At 46.2% G+C, this 21,329-nt stretch carries 18 protein-coding genes; 8 read left to right on the top strand and 10 right to left on the bottom strand.

Annotation, left to right across the window (positions count from 1 at the left end; all coding sequences use genetic code 11):
• Positions 1 to 18 precede the first annotated feature (18 nt).
• The gene (locus J7439_RS09840) at positions 19 to 858 is read right to left on the bottom strand and encodes an isocitrate lyase/PEP mutase family protein (protein WP_209201651.1); all 840 of its coding nucleotides are present in this window, start codon (positions 856 to 858) and stop codon (positions 19 to 21) included.
• Positions 859 to 1,263: 405 nt separating this feature from the next.
• Here J7439_RS09840 and J7439_RS09835 point away from each other — a divergent pair, with 405 nt between their 5' ends.
• Together J7439_RS09835 and pabB are read left to right on the top strand one after the other, a co-directional pair.
• On the top strand, positions 1,264 to 2,100 hold the full coding sequence (locus tag J7439_RS09835) for a hypothetical protein (protein WP_209201650.1): 837 nt from the start codon (positions 1,264 to 1,266) through the stop codon (positions 2,098 to 2,100).
• A gap of 156 nt (positions 2,101 to 2,256) precedes the next feature.
• Positions 2,257 to 3,657, top strand: coding sequence for an aminodeoxychorismate synthase component I (pabB, locus tag J7439_RS09830; protein ID WP_209201649.1), 1,401 nt, complete (start codon positions 2,257 to 2,259; stop codon positions 3,655 to 3,657).
• 12 nt (positions 3,658 to 3,669) lie between these two features.
• On the opposite strand, the gene J7439_RS09825 is transcribed toward pabB, so the two are convergent.
• Together J7439_RS09825 and thrH are read right to left on the bottom strand one after the other, a co-directional pair.
• Entirely contained in the window at positions 3,670 to 4,497 is an 828-nt protein-coding gene (locus tag J7439_RS09825; RefSeq protein WP_209201648.1) for an alpha/beta hydrolase, read from the bottom strand.
• A 95-nt stretch (positions 4,498 to 4,592) separates the two neighbouring features.
• On the bottom strand, positions 4,593 to 5,195 hold the full coding sequence (gene thrH, locus J7439_RS09820; RefSeq protein ID WP_209201647.1) for a bifunctional phosphoserine phosphatase/homoserine phosphotransferase ThrH: 603 nt from the start codon (positions 5,193 to 5,195) through the stop codon (positions 4,593 to 4,595).
• 138 nt (positions 5,196 to 5,333) lie between these two features.
• Here thrH and J7439_RS09815 point away from each other — a divergent pair, with 138 nt between their 5' ends.
• Complete coding sequence (locus J7439_RS09815; protein WP_209201646.1) at positions 5,334 to 5,642, top strand: hypothetical protein; 309 nt, start codon at positions 5,334 to 5,336, stop codon at positions 5,640 to 5,642.
• 21 nt (positions 5,643 to 5,663) lie between these two features.
• On the opposite strand, the gene cysB is transcribed toward J7439_RS09815, so the two are convergent.
• Entirely contained in the window at positions 5,664 to 6,638 is a 975-nt protein-coding gene (gene cysB / locus J7439_RS09810) for an HTH-type transcriptional regulator CysB (protein WP_101747347.1), read from the bottom strand.
• Between the two features lie 213 nt (positions 6,639 to 6,851).
• Here cysB and J7439_RS09805 point away from each other — a divergent pair, with 213 nt between their 5' ends.
• A complete protein-coding gene (locus J7439_RS09805; protein WP_209201645.1) occupies positions 6,852 to 7,622 on the top strand; it encodes a sulfite exporter TauE/SafE family protein in 771 nt (256 codons plus the stop codon).
• A gap of 209 nt (positions 7,623 to 7,831) precedes the next feature.
• Positions 7,832 to 8,902, top strand: a complete 1,071-nt coding sequence (locus J7439_RS09800; RefSeq protein ID WP_209201644.1) for a 3-deoxy-7-phosphoheptulonate synthase — start codon at positions 7,832 to 7,834, stop codon at positions 8,900 to 8,902.
• A 17-nt stretch (positions 8,903 to 8,919) separates the two neighbouring features.
• Here the strand turns inward: J7439_RS09800 and J7439_RS09795 are convergent, their stop codons facing one another.
• The 3 genes from J7439_RS09795 to nfuA all read right to left on the bottom strand — a co-directional run bounded on the left by J7439_RS09795 (position 8,920) and on the right by nfuA (position 10,638).
• Positions 8,920 to 9,315: a hypothetical protein gene (locus J7439_RS09795; protein ID WP_209201643.1), complete on the bottom strand. Its 396-nt coding sequence runs from the start codon at positions 9,313 to 9,315 to the stop codon at positions 8,920 to 8,922.
• Between the two features lie 158 nt (positions 9,316 to 9,473).
• Entirely contained in the window at positions 9,474 to 9,962 is a 489-nt protein-coding gene (gene greB / locus J7439_RS09790; RefSeq protein WP_209201642.1) for a transcription elongation factor GreB, read from the bottom strand.
• Between the two features lie 94 nt (positions 9,963 to 10,056).
• Positions 10,057 to 10,638: a Fe-S biogenesis protein NfuA gene (nfuA, locus tag J7439_RS09785; RefSeq protein WP_101747352.1), complete on the bottom strand. Its 582-nt coding sequence runs from the start codon at positions 10,636 to 10,638 to the stop codon at positions 10,057 to 10,059.
• A 172-nt stretch (positions 10,639 to 10,810) separates the two neighbouring features.
• Between nfuA and J7439_RS09780 the strand changes: the two genes are divergently transcribed.
• Both J7439_RS09780 and J7439_RS09775 read left to right on the top strand, forming a co-directional pair.
• A complete protein-coding gene (locus J7439_RS09780) occupies positions 10,811 to 11,626 on the top strand; it encodes a Rossmann-fold NAD(P)-binding domain-containing protein (protein ID WP_209201641.1) in 816 nt (271 codons plus the stop codon).
• Positions 11,627 to 11,874: 248 nt separating this feature from the next.
• Positions 11,875 to 13,284 (top strand): hypothetical protein, encoded by a 1,410-nt coding sequence (locus tag J7439_RS09775; RefSeq protein WP_209201640.1) that lies wholly within the window; start codon positions 11,875 to 11,877, stop codon positions 13,282 to 13,284.
• Here the strand turns inward: J7439_RS09775 and cysG are convergent.
• The gene (gene cysG / locus J7439_RS09770; protein ID WP_209201690.1) at positions 13,270 to 14,643 is read right to left on the bottom strand and encodes a siroheme synthase CysG; all 1,374 of its coding nucleotides are present in this window, start codon (positions 14,641 to 14,643) and stop codon (positions 13,270 to 13,272) included. The genes J7439_RS09775 and cysG overlap by 15 nt on opposite strands.
• Positions 14,644 to 15,039: 396 nt before the next feature.
• Here cysG and J7439_RS09765 point away from each other — a divergent pair, with 396 nt between their 5' ends.
• Positions 15,040 to 16,419 (top strand): MATE family efflux transporter, encoded by a 1,380-nt coding sequence (locus tag J7439_RS09765; RefSeq protein WP_209201639.1) that lies wholly within the window; start codon positions 15,040 to 15,042, stop codon positions 16,417 to 16,419.
• Between the two features lie 40 nt (positions 16,420 to 16,459).
• On the opposite strand, the gene J7439_RS09760 is transcribed toward J7439_RS09765, so the two are convergent.
• Together J7439_RS09760 and J7439_RS27050 are read right to left on the bottom strand one after the other, a co-directional pair.
• Positions 16,460 to 18,571, bottom strand: coding sequence for a baculoviral IAP repeat-containing protein (locus J7439_RS09760; protein WP_209201638.1), 2,112 nt, complete (start codon positions 18,569 to 18,571; stop codon positions 16,460 to 16,462).
• A 266-nt stretch (positions 18,572 to 18,837) separates the two neighbouring features.
• Entirely contained in the window at positions 18,838 to 21,312 is a 2,475-nt protein-coding gene (locus J7439_RS27050) for a baculoviral IAP repeat-containing protein (protein ID WP_209201637.1), read from the bottom strand.
• Between the last annotated feature and the right edge of the window lie 17 nt (positions 21,313 to 21,329).

Below are 21,329 nucleotides of genomic sequence, written 5' to 3'. Positions count from 1 at the left end.
GCCTCAGCAGCAGACAGTTTATGGGTTCAGGAACTCCCTGGTTTTCACCAGCTGTTCACGCTCCTGGAAGGTCATCATGCCGTCGGCGATAGCGCCACTGTTACCGTCACGCCTGATCACCTCCAGTACTTCCCGCATCGCGGTCACAGCAGCCCGTTGCAGATCAGATGGAATAATAATCAGCTGATAGCCCATCGCTTTCAGGTCTGCAGTAGGTACCAGTGGCGTTTTACCACTGTAGAACATGTTAATCAGCTTGGGACCGGGGGCCTGTTTGGCAATTGCTTCAATCTGCCCAATGGTCTGTGGTGCCTCAACAAACAGCATATCCGCCCCTGCTTCGACATAAGCCCCGGCACGATCTAAAGCATCGTCAAAACCGGTAACGGCAATGGCATCGGTACGGGCAATCACGGTGACGTCACCGGCATACTTTCTGGCCACCGAGACTTTCTTACACATTTCGTCAACAGATACCAGAGACTTGCCGTCCAAATGCCCGCAGCGCTTGGGAAACTCCTGGTCTTCCAGGTGAAAAGCACTGACGCCCGCATTAGCAAAAAGCTCCACGGTGCGTTTGACATTTACCTCGTTGCCAAAACCGGTGTCAGCATCAGCAATCACTGGCAGAGAGGTGGCGGCCACGATCTGACGAACCCGTTCGACCACTTCCGTCAGTGTCAGCAGACCAATATCAGGCACACCGGTGCTGCGGGCAATGGCTCCACCACTGGCGTATAGCGCTGAGAAACCGGCTTCTTCACCGAGCCGGGCCGAAATACCATCATAAACACCGGGAGCGGTGACAATGCCCTGTTCAGCAATCAATCGACTCAAGGCATTATTCTTTTGATTCATGGCGTTACCTCTGGTTCTTAATTCTTGATATAAAGAGTGTTAACAGCAGCATTATCTTGTGGGCCCTGTCGACGTCATAGACACCATAGAACATGGTTGACAATATTTTAAACTGGGATATTTATACCTAACTTTTATCAGCACTTCTACCTGCATTGAAAACAACATATAACCAAATCAGTAACATCATATAGATCACAATTGCTTATTCAAAAAACATCTCAGTAAAGCTGCATTGCGTTGAGCTGAAAGGCTAAGCTTGCTGTGCAAGAGCATTTTTAACTCACTGCTCTTGACGTTTGGTAACAGTGAGTCAGGCTGAAAACCGTTTGAATGCCCGACCTGCGCTCCCTGTTAATCGTATGGTACTAAAGTTAACTCTAATAAATGCTAAGGAGTCATATCTTGGAAACGACGATAAGAAATGCATCTTATACATCAATACCTTTGCAATCCATAAATGAGGATCCAAAAACTTCAAGTGAAAATACAGGAGGATCTTTCAGAACCAGCAATGGAAAATCATGGGGCGTTGTTATTGGTCTTGGTGTGGCCGTTATCGGAGGCACGACATTAGGGCTTTTGGGTGGATTTGGATTATTGAATGGCGCTGAGACCAAGTCAACTCCAACTCAGTCACTTGGTAATACAACTTCGCCAGGACCTGAAAATACTCAGGGTTTCGATGTCCACAGAGGTAGAAATATAACAGTCAGCAATTCCATTCCCCCTTCCACCCAAACATTTATAACCAAGAGCATAACAACCACTCCTAAAATTGATGTAAGAACTCCACACGCTTCTTGGCTATCAGCATCAACTATGGGGCTAACATCCACTGCTTCCCAGGGAACACCTACACCTACAGCTCCCGGCAACGCCGCCCGGCAGTTTGCCGCCAGCACAACAAACACTCCTATAATCGAAGCAAGTACTCCACAATCCACTATATCGCCAACATCCACTGCTTCTCAGGGAACACCAACATCTACAGCTCCCGGCAACGCCGCCCGGCAGTTTGCCGCCAGCACAACAAACACTCCTATAATCGAAACAAGTACTCCACAATCCACTATATCGCCAACATCCACTGCTTCTCAGGGAACACCAACACCTACAGCTCCCGGCAACGCCGCCCGGCAGTTTACCGCCAGCAAAACAAACACTCCTATAATCGAAACAAGTACTCCACAATCCACTATATCGCCAACATCCACTGCACCTAGAAACGGTACTATTTGAGAGACTATCGTGCAGTTGCTAACAGGGAAGTTATACAGCTACAACCATTGCAACAACAGATGATATTAGCAATTGATGGCTGGTTCATGGATTGTAGGCGATGGCATAGTACCCCGGCTCCAGTTAAAATGCCGACTGTTTTGTTCGGACACCTGTATGAAGACGCTGACAATTCTGGAACTGGAATATAAAGAAGACACCAGTCTCTACTTTGAACATTTTATTCACCTCCCTTATCCCTGTTTTCTGGATAGCTCGGTATTTGATGGCAAACAGGCAGCCTATAAAGATCATTCCAGCCGTTATGACATTATGACTGCCGCCCCCGAAATGCACTTCACCTTCACCTCAGAAGGTGATTTGATGATTGAAGATCTCATCCAACAAAAAACAGAAACTTTTTCTGGAACTGAACCTTTTTCTCAATTGTCTAAATGGCTTAGTGCTATGAGCAAAGTCGACAATGCCGGATTGCCTTTTGTTGGCGGTATGGTTGGTTACTGGGGATATGAACTGTGTGAACACCTTGAGCCGGACCGAATAGCCCATCGAGACAGTTCAACACCGCTGATGTCCGTCGGACTCTATCAGTGGGCGCTGATCTGTGATCATAAGGAACGACGGGCCTGTCTGGTGTTTCATCCTGATATGCCCGAATCATTGAAAACTGAAATTCTGAAAGCTATTGACCATAAAGTCAGGAAGTCAGACCGCTCACCATTCAAACTGCTCGACAGATTCACCCCGACACAGACTCCGGCTGAATACCAGTGCGCATTTCAGCAAATTCAGGACTATATCGTGGCGGGAGATTGCTATGAGGTAAATCTTACCCAGCGTTTTACTGCGCTCTATGGCGGCGATTCCTGGGAAGCATTTAAAAAACTCAGAACCGTCACTAAAGCGCCCTACTCTGCGTTTATTTCACGTCCTGACCTGAGCATTCTCAGTCATTCCCCGGAGCAGTTTATCCGACTGGAAAACGGTCATGTTTCCACCAGGCCTATCAAGGGTACCCGTCCCAGAGGCCGTTCTCCTGAAGAAGACCGTGCCATTGCTGAAGAGTTACAACATAGCCAGAAAGATCAATCGGAAAACCTGATGATTGTCGATCTGCTGAGAAATGATCTTGGTAAAGTCTGCAAGACAGGTACCGTGTCTGTACCCCGGTTATTTGCCCTGGAAAGTTATGCCAACGTGCATCACCTGGTCAGTACTGTGAAGGGCCAACTGATGGAGGATTATGATGCATTTGACCTGCTAAGGAGCACATTCCCCGGAGGTTCGATTACCGGAGCACCAAAAATACGATCCATGGAGATTATCAGGGAGCTGGAACCGGTAGCCCGTACTGTCTACTGTGGCTCCATCGGCTATATCAGCTGTGATGGCAATATGGATACCAGTATCACCATACGGACGATTCTGGCAAAAGATGGTGAATTGCATTGCTGGGGAGGTGGGGCGATTGTTGCTGACTCTGATTGTGAATCGGAATACCAGGAGTCCATTACTAAAGTAAAAAACCTGATGAATACGTTGGAAACCTGCTTATAGAAACATTGATCGTCACAGGCCACATGTCAGTGGCCTTGCTAATAATAATGGCCACTGCTCAATCCAACCCGATTGATGATCTGCATTGACTCTATCTATATTTATGCAGGAAGTATCTTCAAATGCTTCAAAATAATGCTGGCTGACCTGCAGCGGGACTACGGAATCCCGGAATCCCAAAAAGTGCATTTGCGCTATCGACGATAATTGAGCACCAAAATCCACCGGATTCAGTGCCGCAGGCATTTCGGATACACCATGGAGGCGGTTTAAAAACTCAGGAGAGAGATTGCCCGCTACCGTACGAACACTTATAACATCATTTCTGTGTGCGGCAATTAACAGAGCCAGCGCTCCACCACCAGAATAACCGACCAATTCCAGTTTTTCATACTGCCCACTCGCTTTCAGAGATTCCACAGCAGTATTCATAGCCACAAGTACTTTCGGACTGTAACGTTTAAACGTCCATACCTGTCTGCTGCAATTCTCATTCATAACGTACTGGCAGGGCTGGGCAATATAAGCAAGATCCGGTGATTTATCCTTCAGCATCAAATGATGAACAAGTCTGTTAACCGGAGTTGGATCCATTGACGGACGGTTGGACCTTAACCAGGCACGACCATCCCCTTCAATATAAATTCTAAGGGTTCGAGTGACTGATTTTTCCGGTGTCCAAGTATAAATTGGCCAGTAAGTCTGATCATAAACGACAACATTTAATGGCTGCTGCAAGTCTCCGGGATAGACTTCAGGCATACTTTGCTGACCGACGCATCCTGCGATCAAACAGAGCCAGAACCACATTGCTATTTTTATTGCCGTTATTTTATTCATTGAGACAATAACTGGATGGAAAAGTTAATTTCCATCAATTTATATCAATGCAAACAGTTTGTCAGAGTAGCGCACAGAACTGTGCGCTCCATGCCTCAACCCCGTGCCGCACGCAAGGCTGTACGCAGATCATCGTAGTTGGTAATTGAGGGGTATTGAGGAAACTCAGCAATCACGTTATCGGGTGCCTTGAACAGAAAACCGGCATCTGCTTCAGAGAGCATGGTGGTGTCATTGTAGGAGTCACCCGCGGCAAGAACCCGGTAATTGAGGCTTTTCAGTGCTTTTACCGACGCGCGCTTCGGGTCTTTCTGTCTTAACTTATAGCCGGTTACCTTACCTGATTCTGCTACCTCCAGGCGATGACAGAACAGTGTCGGACGACCCAGCTGAACCATAAATGGGTCGGCAAACTCATAAAAGGTATCCGACAGGATAATTAGCTGGAATTCACTGCGCAGCCAGTTGACAAAATCCACAGCGCCTTCCAGTGGCTTCATCCCGGAAATCACTGCCCGGATTTCATTCAACCCGAGTTTATGTTTATCCAGTATGGATAAGCGCATGGTCATCAGCTCATCGTAATCGGGAATATCACGTGTCGTTGCCCTGAGTTCGTCAATACCGGTATGGGTAGCAAATTCAATCCAGATTTCCGGAATCAGTACACCTTCAAGATCAAGACAGACGACATCCATTGGTTATTCTCTCTTTGATGGTTAGACTTATTGCGGCCTGACAGGCTGGTTGAGAATATAGCATAAACACCTATAAATATAGATATTGATTCTATTATTGACTAAATAGCCACTGCTACAATAAACAACCACCGGCAAATGAACACCATCCCCCGGGAGAACTGGATTATGAAAATCACCATGGTCAAAAAGATAATGGCCGATGGCAACCTCTGCAAAAAATGCCAGGAAGTGCAGGAAAGACTGGAGAGTTCAGGTCATATCAATCGCATTGACCAATTCGTCACCGCCGTTGATGGCGACCCGGACAGCACAGGTACTTTACTGGCAAATTTATACCAGGTAGACAAAGCACCTTTTTTTATTGTTGAAGAAGAAGGCAGCGAGCCAGCGATTTACACCATCTATTTTAAGCTGGTAAAGGAAGTACTGGAAAAAGCGGCTTGAACCAAGCCGCTTATAAGGTAGTTACTGGTTTGGTAGCTGAACATGTGAAAAGAGTTCATCCACTTCCGCCTTGTTATGACGAAGGATTGCTTCCTGAACCACATCTTTGGTCAGGTGAGGGGCAAACTCTTCAATAAAGTCGTACATAAATCCACGCAGGAAAGTACCACGCCGGAACCCGATCTTGGTAATGCTTGGCTCAAACAGGTGATCAGCATTCAGGGGTACAAGGTCTGAATCCAGTTCAGGGTCGTAAGCCATTTTGGCAATGATCCCGACGCCCAGTCCCAGGCGCACATAGGTTTTGATCACGTCGGCGTCGGTGGCAGTAAACACTACCCTGGGTGACAACCCTTCATTCATAAAGGCTTCATCCAGCTTGGAGCGACCAGTAAATCCGAAAACATAGGTGACCAGGGCATATCGGGCAATATCTTTCAGGCTCAATTCAGATACCTGGGTCAGAGGATGGTCCCTGGGTACAAGAACACAGCGATTCCAGCGATAGCATGGCATCATCACCAGATCATTGAACAAATCCAGTGCTTCCGTTGCGATAGCAAAGTCAACGGAACCGTCTGCTGCCATTTCGGCAATTTGGATGGGAGTGCCCTGATGCATATGAAGAGCAACATCGGGATACTGACCAATGAACTGCCGGATAATGCCCGGCAAGGCATAGCGAGCCTGCGTGTGGGTTGTGGCAATGGACAGACTGCCCTTTCGCTCGTCACTGAATTCCTGGGCAACCTGCTTGATCGACTCAACTTTTCTAAGGATCTCACCGGCTGTATCAATGATTTTCTCACCGGCCGGGGTAATGCGGGTGAGATGCTTGCCACTTCGGGCAAAAACCTCAACGCCAAGTTCATCTTCCAAAAGCCGGATTTGTTTACTGATGCCGGGCTGAGAAGTGTATAGACTCTGCGCTGTAGCTGATACGTTGAGATCGTGGTGGGCGACCTCCCAGATATAGCGCAGTTGTTGCAGCTTCATTGATGGCCTCCGGTCGGGCAGGTTGTGCTGACAAAAATGAATAGATTGAAACAGGATCCGTTAGTTCTATAAAGCATAAAAGAATGACATTAAATTCTTTTCCAGAATACAAGCCAGTCAATATAGTTACCAGCGAATCATCAATTTTTAGTCAATATTTTCAAACATCGCCTTGGCTAGTTATAACTTTAGACCATAGATTTTGGGATGCTTATGGATTTTCTAACATATATTGCCACCGGTGCCGGCGTTGGTTTTGCGGTTGGCCTGACAGGTATCGGCGGTGGTTCATTGATGACACCACTGCTGTTAATGTTTGGCTTTCCGGCTCATATCGCCATTGGAACGGATCTGATGTATGCAGCCATTACCAAGTCAACCGGAGTCATTGTCCATCATCGCCAGAAAAGTATTGACTGGACACTGGTCAAAACGCTCTGTGCTGGCAGCCTTCCTGCCACAATCCTGACAATTGTGCTGCTCAAGTTTTTTTTTGACAGAAGCGCTGATTATAGCCCGATCCTAACACTATGCCTTGGGATAATGTTAACCCTCACTGCGCTGTCGCTATTTATGAGTCCTTTTTTGAAAAGAAGACAGCTCTCTGGTGTCTCGATGATTCCACAGCAATATCAGACAACATTAACCTTTATTGCCGGTATCTTCCTCGGGGTTCTGGTCACACTTTCATCGGTGGGTGCCGGAGCACTGGGCACTGCCGCTATTATCCTGCTCTATCCGCTGCTGAAACCCGTCAAGGTAGTGGGTAGCGACCTGGCTCATGCGGTACCGTTAACGTTACTGGCAGGCTTTGGCCATATCTGGCTGGGTAATGTTGATTTTGTGCTATTAGGCAGCCTGTTGATTGGCTCTATCCCTGCTATTTATGTGGGAACCCGTGTCGGCATGAAGCTACCGGATACCTTCATGCGCATCATATTGGCCATTATTTTGCTCGGACTGGGCCTGAAATACCTTTTTTAACCCTATCCAGGGTTGCAGCCCTGTGTCAGTTTGAATAAAGTGGAAAACCCTCACCTGGCCAATGGAAAACTCATAATTACCAGGGCTTTATACAGGGTGAGGTGACAATCTGTCAGTATGGGTGCCATATTTTCATCTGGCATCAGGGGCGTCAGGCCACTGATCAGGAGATTTTAAACAAGTCTTATTAAAAGAACGGGACCGCGCACATGGCTGTTTTACCCATTGAAGACCTGAATATTCAATCTCAGGAAGTTCTGTTGAGTCCGGAACGCCTTAAGGCTGTGATTCCGATGACTGAAGCAGCAGCAAAAACGGTTTCTGAAAGCCGTGAAGTGATCAGGAATATTCTTGATGGCAAAGACCATCGCCTGTTTGTAGTCATAGGCCCCTGCTCAATCCACGATGTTGCTGCGGCGAAAGATTATGCCCAACGGCTGAAAGCCCTCAGTGAAGAGCTGAAAGACACATTGTATCTGGTGATGCGTGTCTATTTTGAAAAGCCAAGAACCACGGTGGGCTGGAAAGGCCTGATCAATGACCCGCATTTGAATGACTCATTTAAAATTGAAGAAGGCCTGCATATCGGTCGCCGCCTGTTAATGGATGTTGCCGAAATGGGCATTCCTGCTTCTACAGAAGCGCTGGACCCAATTTCGCCTCAATATCTTCAGGACCTGGTTGCCTGGTCTGCAATAGGAGCCAGAACCACTGAGTCGCAGACTCACCGCGAAATGGCCAGCGGTCTGTCCTCGGCCGTTGGCTTTAAAAATGGCACCGATGGCGGACTGGAAGTGGCGATCAATGCCCTGCAGTCTGTTTCCAGTCCACACCGTTTTCTCGGGCTGAACGGCCAGGGGCAAGTGGCTGTTACCCATACCAAAGGTAATCCTTACGGCCATATTGTACTGCGTGGTGGTAATGGCAAGCCAAACTACGATTCTGTCAGTGTTGCACTGTGTGAAAAGGCGCTTGAAAAAGCCGGCATCACGCCAAATATTATGGTGGATTGTTCCCACGCCAACTCAAATAAGGATCCTGCCCTGCAGCCACTGGTTATGGAGAATGTGACCAACCAGATCATTGAAGGCAATCAATCTATCGTGGGTCTGATGGTGGAAAGCAATATTGGCTGGGGCAATCAGAAAATGACTGATAACCTGGACGATCTGCAATACGGTGTTTCTATTACTGATGCCTGTATTGACTGGAAAACAACGGAGAAGACGCTGCGCAACATCAGGGATAAATTGAAAGATGTTCTGCCGGGACGTCGCTAGGCAGAACTGATTTTAACTCACATAAACAGCTCGATTTGTTCGGGCTGTTCTTCTTTTGAAGTGATCATTTTACCCTCTTCAACCTGAACAGGCTCAACCACACCCGGAAGCGATAACTGGGTATCCGGTGGTGTAAAGATCTCCATCGTCTGCTTTTTGCCATAACTGACTTTACGTTCCACCGGCATATTGCTGATTCTTCGATCAAGAATCGCTGAGCAGATCATGCAGATAGTGGATAGATGGCCATTCACCAGCACCTCGTAGCGACAGTCACTGTTCAGGACTTCGGTACAAAGCGTACGGTCACTTCTTGACTCAATATCCAGATTTGCCTCAACCAGATGGCGCACAGCACTGCCATCTTCGGTGACAAAAAAATTGGATAAAATGGCCTGTTTATAACGCTTCACAGTTCCGTCGGACTACCGGGTGAGTAAATGAGCTTGGGATTTCAAAAAGGCGGGAGAAGATACACCATTATTTCAGAGAGTTATACCGGTATCTTTACCCTTTTTTTCAAAAGGGGTTAAAAATACCATTAGTAAAGCCTGAAAAACCATAGCTTTACCTATTTATCATCAGAAAAAGGGTCATATTGTATTTTATTGATCAACCAGATCTTGCGTCCACCCGGTGCATTGACCACGATTTCATCATCTACCTGACGCCCAACCATTGCCCTGGCCATGGGGGAATCGATGGTAATGTGGTTGTTTTTTACATCTATCTCATCGGCACCCACTATACGACAATGGAGTATTTCACCTTCTTCACTTTCCAGCTCAACCCAGGCACCGAAAAAAGCCTTGCCTTCCTGCTCTGGCGAATAATCGACAACTTTCAGGATTTCAAGCCGTTTAGTCAGATAGCGTATGCGTCGGTCAATTTCCCGGAGCTGTCGCTTGCCCTCTTTATATTCCGCATTCTCACTGCGATCCCCAAGCGCTGCAGCCTCAGAAACAGCCTGCGTGACTTCAGGGCGCTTAATTCGCCACAGATACTGAAGCTCCTGCTCAAGCTTTTCTTTTCCGGCACGGGTAATAAGGGGGGACGTCATAGGGTGACACCGAACACTAACGGTAAAATCGACATAACATTGAAAAAACGGAGAAAGGAAGTGGACCCCACTTCCCTCTTAGGATTGATCTGCTTTATTTGTAAAAAGCATTCTCAGTATTACTGTGATCCGTCACATCACGAACGCCTTTCAGTTCCGGAATACGCTCCATCAGCGTTTTTTCAACACCATCCTTGAGGGTCATATCAACCGCAGCGCACCCTTGGCAACCACCGCCAAACTGTAGAACAGCAATGCCATCATCCAGCTCCACCAGGGATACCACGCCACCGTGGGAAGCCAGCCCCGGGTTCACTTCCATTTGCAGGAAATAGTTGATTTTCATATCCAGAGGACTGTCTTCATTAACGTTGGGCATCTTGGCGTTGGGTGCCTTGATGGTCAGCTGACCACCCAGCTTGTCTTCGGCAAAATCGACCACCGCTTCTTCCAGAAAAGGCTCACTGGTGCCTTCAACATGACAGTTGAAATACTCAAGCTCCAGCGTCAGATCACCCTCTTTCTCTTCCCCCGGCTTACAATAGGCCAGGCAGGTTTCCGCATGAGGAGTGCCGGGGTTACTGACAAACAATCGTACACCAATCCCCTCAACCCCCTGTTTTTCTAATAATTGGGCAAGATACTTCTGTGCGGCTTCAGTGAATGTAATGTTCAACGCAACACTTCCTCTATTAACTTCATGGCTATTCTATGTCATTGGGGCGCTTCAGAGAATCCCTACCGGGTAACTCGGTTATTCTAAACTGTTTCATTTATGGCAACAATCAGCGAGAATAGTTCGCATTTGCAATTCATCGTCCTTTTCCTCGACAAGCAAGAGACCGATAATGAAAGAAACCATCAGCATTCTGGGTTGTGGCTGGCTGGGCATGCCATTGGGCGAACGACTGGTGAAAGATGGCTATCCAGTCAAGGGGTCAACCACCCGGGAGGAAAAGCTGGCAGCTATTTCTGCGGTTGGCATGAAGCCTTATATAATCGGACTTTCACCAGAGCCTGAGGGTGATATTGACTCGTTTCTTGATACCGATATTCTCTTTATCAACATTCCACCGGGAAAAGGCGATGGTCAACCCCACTTTTACCTTCGCCAGATGAAGGCTCTGCTTAACCGTATTGAGCAAGCCCGGGTTAAAAAGATTATTCTGATCAGTGCTACCTCCGTTTACCCGCAAAATAACGTTGAAGTAACGGAAGACGATGCCGTCCGTATTGAGTCCCCCTTTTCTGATACTGCCTGGCTGGATATTGAGCAGCTGTTCACTGACCATGACGATCTAAAAACCACGGTGCTTCGCTTCTCAGGCCTTATTGGCGGTGAATATCAGCCAGGCCGCTACTTTTCCGGCAAAGAGCTGGGTGGCGCTGACGATCCGGTGAATATGATACACCGGGAAGACTGCCTGCAAATCATTGGGCAGATCATTGCCAAAAACCTGTTTGGGGAAGTCTTCAACGCCTCAGCGGATGAGCATCCTACCCGTCGTCAGCTCTACACCCGGTCCTGCGAAATCATGGGTATTGAGCCGCCCATCTTTATCGATAAACCCATGCCCTATCGTCTTGTGAACTGCGATAAATTGAAGAAAGCGCTAAACTATCAGTTTGTTTATCCAGATCCCTTAACAGCATTGTCTAATTAGATCAATTAATTGACATGGTATATTCCTTAACCCGGATATTTCATAAACTGCCCCGAATCTCGCGCACGACCACATGGATGTGGGAGGTAGGGCGACGCAGGATGCCAAAGCCGAGGACTTTGTCGCTCTAAGGAATTTTGTGAGGGAGCGCCGTACCGGGGACTATGGTCGACTGAACAAAACTCCCTTAGAGCGGCAAAGGACAAGCGAGAACGGGAGCATGTTTATGAAATATCCGGGTTAAGTGGATGGAATATACCAAAAACCATTTAGACGAGTGTTACCCAATGAACCCTTTGTCTTTCAATCCTAACCCAGTACCCACTTCCCTCAGTACCAGCAACACAACAACCAACACAACAACCAGTAATCAATTTTCATGCTTTGACAATCGCCAGGTTACACCTTGCTCAGGTTCTGATCTACCTGAAATGAAAATTGAACCTATGGACACCAGCGAAACTCCACTTTGCTGTAATCTGTCGCAACGCAGTATAATACTTGAGAAAATAAGGTCTTTTCTTAAACCTGACGCAAGTGAACAGGCAGTGAATATCCTGCTCGATATTATAAATAATGAATGCAAAACCCTCAGAAGCCATGAAATATATTTTCTCAGCCAGGAAGATATATCCACTTTTATTTTTGATCGCTTTAAAGTGAGATCCTCTTATCTACTACGCCAATTTCAGAGTACTTGTTTCAGAGATATTAATGAGGACTTACGGACAATTTCACTTTTTACGGAATTTAATATAACCACCGAAATGGCAATAAAAAGCTTTATACATAGTGAATTTTGCCCAAAAACAGCAGGTAGGAATATTTTTTTCCGTGCAGGCAAATTTACTTGTGTCAATGACGAAATGGGCCGGTGCAGAAATTCTATCCTGAAAGAGAGAATTTTTGATCCTCAAACAATTAACAAAGAGGGGCAAGCCTATGGTATTGGCCTCTACAGCACTCCAAGCATTGCTGCAGCCAAGGGTTACCTTGATAAAAGTTATAATAAAGGAAATCCAGTCACCATACTGGCCGTATTCATTAAACCAAATGTAAATATCCTGTCTCTGAGAAAAAACAGCCCCTTTTCCACTTTTCTAGACCAACGATATCCAACGTTCAAGAATACAGTAAAAGAAGATATAAGACAGGACAAATGCCATATAGAAAACTGCCTTTATATCATATCCGCACCAGAAACCCAATTTGGATATACATTGATTAAGTCGCCAGAAATAATCAGAAAAGTTACCCCTTATGATTACACCTTGCTAACAAAGCTACACGTGCCTTTTAGCCGTGATGAAATCAGTAGGTATAAGATGATACCAAGGCCAATGTCAGCTAAGTTACAGGGTGAATATATCAAGCATGATTTTATTGGAGAAAATCCTGAAGCTAAATCCCGTCTACCCATTTATCGTTATGCCACCAGACATCGTTTTGCAACCAATAGAGAAAACCGGGATCATGGTTGTAAATCAGAGAATCAGGAGGAGATCGACAAAAATGACTATAAATTCTTCACAACCATAAACGGGGTCAATTATATAATCAGACCTTCAGCCCGGCCATACGAACTATGCAGAGATTTTTCATCACCGGAATTTCATGTTCAATACAAGCTTTCAAAAAACAAATCAACACCATCTTAATTTGTCTCTAAGGCTAACCACACCACCAATAATGATTAATGTTGGAGCCTTTACCCTTTCGGACTCAATAATTGCCTTAATAGTGGCCAGGGTTCCGGTAAAGACCTGTTGATTCCGGGTTGTACCCTGTTGGATCAAGGCAATGGGCGTCTGTGCATCCCTTCCATGATCAATTAACGCCTGGCAGATGCGGGGAAGCCCCAGTAATCCCATATAAAACACCAGCGTTTGACCGGGATCCAGCATTTCCTTCCAGTTCAGCGCATAGCTTCCATCTTTCAAGTGCCCCGTGACAAAGCGGACAGACTGAGCGTGATCCCGATGGGTCAGGGGAATACCAGCATAACTGGCACAGCCGGAAGCGGCAGTAATACCAGGCACCACCTGGAAAGGGATACCTTCACTGGCCAGTGTTTCGATCTCTTCACCACCACGGCCAAAGATAAAGGGGTCGCCACCCTTTAATCGCAGAACCCGCTTACCCTCTTTGGCCAATTCGACCAACAGGGCATTGATTTCTTCCTGGGGGCGTGTGTGTCGATCCCGCTTTTTACCAACGTAGATATAATCTGCATCCCGACGACAAAGTGCCAGAACATCTTCAGACACCAGCCGATCATGCAGCACAACATCGGCCTGCTGCATTAACCGCAGCGCTTTAAATGTCAGCAGGTCCGGGTCGCCCGGGCCTCCGCCCACCAGATATACTTCGCCGGTTTTCTGCTCCGATGTATTTGCCAGGGTCTGTTCAATCAAATTCCGGGCACCCTGAAGGTCACCTGCCAACGCCTTTTCTGCAGCAGGACCTGCCAACACGTTCTCCCAGAAATACCGTCGGTCATTGATCTCACTGAACCTGGCCTTGACCATATCCCGGCATTCACCTGCCAGTGCCGCCAGACGGCCATACCCCCGGGGCAACAGTGTCTCCAGCTTCTGTCGCAGGAGACGGGCCAGAACCGGAGCTTTACCACCAGTGGAAAAGGCAACCACCACCGGAGAGCGATCAACAATCGCCGGCATTACGGCATTGCCGGCATCGGCATCATCCACCACATTAACAAACAGCTGTCGCTGCTGCGCCAACCTCGCTACCTGCCGGTTAACACCCTCATCATCGGTTGCTGCAATAACCAGACAGACATCGTTCAGGTCATGGTTATCAAAGGTTTTTTCCAGCAATTGGTGATTGCCGCTGGCAAGAAACTCGCGAATTTCTGCTGATATCTCTCTGGCCACCACTCGAATATTGGCACCAGAAGCTTTGAGAAGCCTGATTTTGCGCAGGGCGATATCGCCACCACCCACCACCAGACAACGCTGGTTACGTACCTGTAGAAATAATGGCAGATAATCCATGTTCTTCTCGTTATTGATAAAGCTCTGTTGACATAAGGTTGCAGGCACAAATCATGTAAGCCTGTGGTCCGGCTGACCGAACCATGGATGGGGCGAGTTTACCAGCATACGACAGAACAAAGATAACAATATTTTCTTATCTATTATTATTAAAAGTTATAAAAAGCTGGAGCTGAACCAGGGATAGGGAAAAATCCGACTTCTCTCTTATACGACTATAAGAGTACAGTTGATGTTAAATATGACGATATAGCTTTTTATGCTGTTATTGCATCACTCCGACATAACCATAAAGAGAATGCTATACAGTTCATGGTTGTTTATATCCGAATGAGACTACTCCCCTCTTTCACGGATTGAAACGCGCTTCAGGCCCCTATCATTGTTAGTCGCTTTATGACCAGTCAAACTATTGAAAACCCAGCCCCAAACAGGGACTTCCTGCGCAATCTCTGGCAATTGGCACTGCCTATCTCCCTGCAATCCATGATGTTCTCTATGCTTGGGTTGATTGATATCTTCATGGTCTCCATGCTGGGTGAAACAGAAGTTGCTGCGGTAGGCATGGGCAACCGGATTTTCTTCTTTAACCTGATTCTGATCGCTGCCCTGGGCAGTGGCATGAGCATACTGGCCGCGCAGTATATTGGTGCCCAAAATATGGATGGCTTGCGCAGGACGCTGGTTCAGACGATCATTGCCACACTGGCTATCACCACTCCATTTGCCATTGTCTACCTGCTCTTTCCAGAACAGATCATGGGCCTGATCAGTGAAGACCTCACGCTGAAGGCTCTTGGCGGCAGCTATCTATTCATCACGGCACCCTCTTTTCTCTGCATAGCGGTCACCATCCCGCTGGAAGCCCTGCTGAGAACCAATAACGACGCAAAAACACCGACACGAATCGGTTTTATCACCATTCTTATGAATGTGCTGTTTAATTATCTGCTTATCTATGGCCATTTTGGCTTTCCAGCCCTTGGGGTTGCCGGTTCTGCATGGGGAACAACCATTTCCCGGTTGATTCAGGTGGGCTTGCTTATCTATTACATCCTTGAGGTTCGCCCGGGTCTCAAACCGGTAAAAGCTGACCTGTTGCAATGCAAAAGCGGTAAACACTGGATTAAATATATTGGCATCTGTGTTCCCATGCTGATTCAGGACGGCCTCTGGTCATTTGGCCTGGTGCTTTACAACCTGATGTTTGCCCAGATGGGGGTTGTTGAACTGGCGGTGATGAGCGCCGTCTCTTCCGTCGAAGGCGTGCTGATTTCCCTGTTTATCGGGTTCGCTATCGCCACCTCGATCATACTCGGGAAGGAGCTCGGCGCTGGAGAATTTGAGCTGGCCTGGAAACAGAGCCGTTATTTTATGCTGGCCGCCCCGGCAACCGCCCTGGTGATTGGCGTTGTTACCCTGATCTTTAATGAGCCGATTGTCAGAATGTTCGGCAAATTTCAGGGTGACACCTTGAAAATGGCCAGTGAGGTGCTGATTATTGCCGGTTTTGCCCTATGCATCCGGGTCATCAACCTGACCGGGATTGTTGGTGTACTGCGCAGCGGCGGCGATGTGAAAGCCACGGCAGCCATCAATATTATTGGTATGTGGCTTGTCGGTGTACCGCTGACCTGGGCAGCGGTGAATATCTGGCAATGGCCACTGTATCTGGTGTTTATCTGCGCTCTGATGGAGGAAGTGACTAAAGCGGTTCTGGTGCTTTACCGGGTGCTGGCAAAATACTGGTTGAAGAATCTCACAGTTGAATGCTAAACCAATCGCCCTGGCTAATTCAGCAAGGGCGACTTGCTCATTATCTGGATGTTTGCTGAAGAATCTCCGTCCAAAAATAGTCCAGCTTCTCGCTGATGAATTGTTCAAGATCCTCATTCATGAACCTTCTGCGAGAATCTGCAACGCCAGCAGCACCTTCAATAATCTCCTGCTCAGAGAGTCCCGGGGTATCCGGGCTGTACTGTTCCAACAATAACTCGGTGTTACTCTCTGTCTTACCATGCCAAACCGAAAATTCAGGGTTTCCCTTTCTTAAAAGATCAAGTAATTGAGGCTCAGTTTTAAACATGTCAATAATATAATTCTGAAAATCGGCTTTATTCCTGATGCCGCTAATGAATTTACTTTCAAGTTCATCCATCACTTCCGGCGGCAGTCTGCCAATATCCCCAAAACGCTGAAAAACATGATTCTCCGGAAATTGGCAAATACTTCGGGAAAATTGATTCTTGATACGCCCTCTTATCTCAGTGGATTCTCTGGCAACAACAAGTAGAGTACCATCTCTCCTTGTAGTAGACATCACTTTGTAGAGTACTGACTCATTAAAAAATAATTTTAATTTCTTCAACAGATTGGATACCTGGACAACATCATGCTCCGCTTCCAGTTCCCGCCTGATATTAATGAAAGCCATTCTCGTTTTGATTTGATCGATGATTTCCGATGTATGATCCTGACAATCATGGTCATCAGCAGCGTTAATCATCTCAGTAATTTCAGCTCCGGTATCTGCCTGCTGATCTTCCGGGAGTGTCATCAGATGTTCCAGGATTTGTAATAAGCTCAATTTAAGTTGATTGTTTCGGTCTCGGGCGTCATTCACTTTTTCATGCAGCCTGTCTATTGCGTGGTGAAGTTCAGAATCAACGAGAAAGCTCCTGTGAAATTCCTGCAGGCATCTTTGAATATTGCCTTCAATCGCAGAGGTAGCACCAGGCTGATACTGACTCCGCCAGCCGCGATTCTGTTGGGCAAGTTGAGTATAAACCCTGTTTTGACGCAGAATTTCAGGTACAGTCATTCCATCTACTAGTGTTTGTCCATTATGCAAGTTAAACACCGCTTCCCTCTCGGACCTTGCAGCCTCTTCTTGTTGCCATTGATGATCACTCACGGGTAAAGAATACAAATGCGGATGACTTTCCAAAGGTTGGACCAACCTCTGTTGCTGTTCGGGTCTTAACTGTTGTTGGCAGGTTTGAATAAAATGTTCACCCTTGTGTTCCTGTAAAAAAGAGCATTTCGGGTAAAGTCTGGCATGAACCTCATCGATGGTACTAACTCCCCACTCCTCTTGCCACTCTCCAATGGAGCCTCCACAGGAGAAACAGAACAGTTTTTCGTCTTTCAGTGACAAATAAAATCCAGCAGCGGATAGCCTAATGGCATGTCTATTATCATGAGGAAAATTATCCAGGAATGCTACACACCTGGATGCAAAGTGCTTAGCGAAAGAGTACATTCGCTCTGTCTCACATGCCATACGTTGGTTATAAATCCTGGCACCCGCTTCCACGTCAGAGGGCACCGTTTCAATATCATTAACTTGATGGTTATCAATGGAAACAGTTCGCTGTCGGCTACCTGATGGTACCGGTAAATGATAGTCGTTGCCTGATGCTTGTTCGATCAGTTGCGTTTGATCCGATGATGCGGATACATTTAATGTCTCTATTTCATTAGCCAGCAAAAATACTTGCTGAATACATTCATTCGCATGGATCAATGTCCTGAGTTCAGCATCCTCATGGGGAATATCGATACCAGGAAGATACACTTCGGCGCTACCCCTGAAGTTATCCATAAAAGACTGTACCTGGAGCAATTCCCTTAGCGAAGTAAACGCATGAGTATAGCCATGTATAGTAACTTCATAAGTTCTTACCGGCTGGTGTTGATGACTCTGGAAACCGGCAGCCCCTGGATATGAGCGCTCAGGGAAATCAGCACCACCAACAGCCCCCTGATCAGATAATAAATAATTGTTCGAGCTGCCAATCGACCTTACATCGTATTGACGATACCTCGAACCATCAGTATTGGGACGGTTACTATTATTACTTCTACTCGCCTCATTCTCATGAACAGTTCTCGGTGTAAGCTCCCCGGGTGTGATATGATCCATCATGATTCTCCTTGAGTTCATTATGACCGTTAAATATTTGAACAAAATTGATTAATAGTAGTGTTTTAGATTTCAAATGTAGCTATCAAAATGGTTAGATTGACTAACCATTTTAATGATGTCCGGAAAATTTCAGGATGATACCTTGAAAATAGTCAGCGTAGTGTTCTGGTGTCTCTCTGATGGAGGAAGAGTCTAAAGCGATTTTGCTGCTTTACCGGGTGCCGACAATACACTATTGAAGCATCTCACTATATCCGGGTTAAACATTATCGGGATGTTTCCCGAATAATCTCATCCCAGTAAATGTCCAGCTTCTCGCTGATGAATTGGTAAAGATCTTCACGCATAAACCTTGCACGAGCATCTGCAACGTTAGCGGCACCTTCAATAATCTCCTGCTCAGAGAGCCCTGGTGTATCGGGACTGTACTGCTCCATCAATAACTCAGCGCTACTCTCTGTCTTGCCATGCCAAACTGAAAACTCAGCATTTTTCGTTATTAAAAGATTAAGTAATGCCGGATCAGTGTTAAACATGTCCATAATATAATTTTGAAAATCCGCCAGATTATTAATACCACTGATGAATTTTCTTTTAATTTCAGCCATCACATTTGCTGGCTGCCTGCCAAGAGTGCCGTAACACTGTGGAATTTGATTCTCAGGGAATTGGCAGATACTTTGGGAAAATAGATTCTTAATGTAACCTCTTGTTTCAGTGGATTCACTGCCCGCAATAATTGGTTTACCAGCTATCCCCCTTGTAGTGGACAACACACTGTAAAGTACCGACTCATTGTAAAATAATTTTAATTTCTTCAGCAGGTTGAATATGTGGACAACATCAGAATCAGACTCCAGCTCCCGATTGATATTAATCAAAGCCATTCGAGTCTTGATTTGATCAATGATTTCTGTTGTATGATCCTGACAATCCCGATCGTAAGCAGCGTCAATAATCGAAGCAATTTCAGCACCTGCATCTTCCGACTGATCTTCTCGAAGTGCCAATAGATTTTGCAGGATTTGCAATAAGTTTAATTTAAGCTCATTGCTTTGGTTCTGAGCAGCATTAACTTTTCCATACAACCTGTCCATTGCATTGTGAAGCGCTGAACCAGGAAGAAAACTACGGTGAAATGCCTGCAGACATCTTCGAACATTGCTTTCTATAGAATAAGTGGCGTCTGCCTGACTCTGTCTGTCCCTACTGTGTTGGCCAGCTTGATTTTGCGCCCGTACAAATTCATGTAACGTCATTCCGTCCAATTGCGCTCGCCCTTCACGCCAGTCGGATAGAAATTTATAATAGTCCACTTCTACCTGTTCTTGCTGCCATTGATACACATCCACGGGTGAGCGATACAAATGTGGATGACTTTCCAAAGGTCGGGCTAACACACGTTGTTGTGCTTGTGTTAATTGTTGTTGACAGAATTCGATAAACCCTTCACCTTCTTTTTCCCGCAAAAAAGAGCATTCAGGGTAAAGTCTTGCATGAACCTCATCAAGGGTGCGCTCTCCCCACTCCTCTTGCCACTCTTTAATTGAACCTCCGCAGGTGAAACATAACAGCCTTTTTTCCACCAGTGACAAATAAAATCCAGCATTTGATATTGTAATAGCACTCTTATTGCCAGCAGGAAAATTACGTATGAATCTCATTTGCCTGACTGCACCATGCCGAACGATAGAGTTTCTGCGATCGTTACTGTTTACCATATATGGGTTATACATTGTAGAAATCAGCCCCGCATCAGAGGCTGCGGCATGATCAGCACCATAACCAGCATCAGTGGTTGATATCGCGGTAATATCATTAATTAACAGGAATGCATTGAACCGATCCTGTCTATTGATAATAAAGTGTTTCAGTTCAGTATTGTTAGAAGGAATATCTGAACTTACATCGTATAACTCAGCATTATCACGAAAGTTTCGTAGCAGTTTTCGATCCGATAATAACGCAGCAATCGAATCAAATTGTTTATCTTCTCCATGAATATGGCAGAAATACCGGGTATTGCTGTTAACGTCAGAAGCAGGATTTGAGCTTTCCGAAGATAGTGCAGGCTGGCAATACTGCACTGGTGATCTCTGACCACCGATTGAATTCAACAGACGGTTTTCACGGGCAACCATTCGCTGTAAGCCACTTTGTGTTGCCGGTAAACGATAGTCATCTGATCTGTATCCACTGGCTGACGCCTGTTCCGTCAACTGTGTTTGATCCGATGATGTGAATACATTTATTGTTTCTATGTCATTCACCAACAAGAATACTTGCTGAACACGAGCATTCTCAAGAATCAATGTTTTGAGTGCGCTATCCTCACGCGGGATATGGACATCAGAAAGATATCTTCCGGTACTCGCCCTGAAGTTATCCATAAAAGGCTGAATCTGGAGCAGTAACCGTAGCGACTTAAATGTTTTAGTCTGGCCATTAATGATAAATTGATAAGAACTCACTGCCTGATTCTGGTGACTCTGAAAACCTGAAGGAAGGTCATATTCATGGACAGAGGAATCAGTATTAGCAACAGGCTGCTGGTTACCCGATAAATAATTGCCTGATGTACTGGCAATTGGCCTTACTACGTATGAGTGATATCTCGAAACATCAGCCGCCGCATATCTCGAAACATCAGCCGCCGCATGGGCATTATAAACATCAGATTCATTATCGCTGCCCAAATCAATTGTTGTCTCTACAGGATCCCTCGCGGAAAGATTATTCACCACGCTCTCCTTTTGTT

The organism is Salinisphaera sp. G21_0 (assembly GCF_017744115.1).
GTDB lineage: Bacteria > Pseudomonadota > Gammaproteobacteria > Pseudomonadales > Endozoicomonadaceae > Endozoicomonas.
This window is presented reverse-complemented; position numbering and strand designations above follow the sequence as displayed.